Raw genomic sequence first — 514 nt, 5'->3', positions numbered from 1 at the left:
AGGTCGGCGTGATCCGCACCCCGTCCGGCGACCCGACGCCCCGCCGCCTGGTCGCCGTCGAGGACGAGATGCGGCACTGGTTCGAGCGGCACCGGCCCGAGGCCGTCGCCATCGAGCGCGTCTTCGCCGACACCAACGTCTCGACGGTCATGGGCACCGCCCAGGTCACGGGCATCGTCATGATGCTCGCCGAGCGGCGCGGCCTACCCGTCACGTTGCACACCCCCACCGAGGTCAAGGCGGCCGTGAGCGGCAGCGGCCGCGCGGACAAGGCGCAGGTCACGACGATGGTGACCCGCCTCCTCGGCCTCGACACGCCACCGAAGCCCGCGGACGCCGCCGACGCCCTCGCCCTCGCCATCTGCCACGTGTGGCGCGGGGGCACCCAGAACCGGCTCGAGCAGGCGCGCGAGGAGCTGCTCGCCCGCCGGCCCCGCCCCTCGCGTCCGTCGCGGACGCCGACCGCCTCGACCCCACCTGTCTCTTATACACATCTGACGCTGCCGACGACGGA

At 73.7% G+C, this 514-nt stretch carries 1 protein-coding gene; it reads left to right on the top strand.

The genetic code is table 11. The annotated features are described in order from the left end of the window. On the top strand, nucleotides 1-514 hold a 514-nt coding region (locus ACPYOM_RS22120), incomplete at both ends, for a crossover junction endodeoxyribonuclease RuvC (RefSeq protein ID WP_481347608.1).

Source organism: Monashia sp. HAY1-2A, assembly GCF_056755315.1.
This window is presented reverse-complemented; position numbering and strand designations above follow the sequence as displayed.